This window comes from Bradyrhizobium sp. Kon37 (assembly GCF_055807535.1).
This window is the reverse complement of sequence record NZ_JBVVOY010000222.1, coordinates 1-299: the sequence shown is the minus strand read 5'-3', so window position 1 is coordinate 299 and position 299 is coordinate 1. Positions and strand designations below refer to the sequence as shown.

Genomic DNA, 299 nt, shown 5'->3' with positions numbered 1-299 from the left:
ATGCATTGGCATTAATGGCCGACGGTGAAGACGCAAACCTGCAAAGTCAGCTTTACACGGCTAAACAACTGGTGAGCGAATTGATTGGCATGGACAGCAAACTGTCCGGCGTACTTGATATGCTGGAAGAAGCTACCATCCAGATTGCTGAAGCCAGCGATGAACTGCGCCACTACTGCGATCGTCTGGATCTCGATCCCAACCGACTATTTGAACTTGAACAGCGCATCTCAAAACAGATTTCGCTGGCTTCAGCAATCTGGATGGTAGCTTCTTCCAGCATATCAAGTACGCCGGAC

General features: G+C 49.5%; 1 protein-coding gene. It reads left to right on the top strand.

Annotated features, from left to right (window positions below; genetic code table 11):
* Positions 1-14: 14 nt before the first annotated feature.
* On the top strand, positions 15-299 hold a 285-nt coding region (locus tag AC0L3J_RS37895), incomplete at its 3' end, for a hypothetical protein (protein ID WP_473350518.1).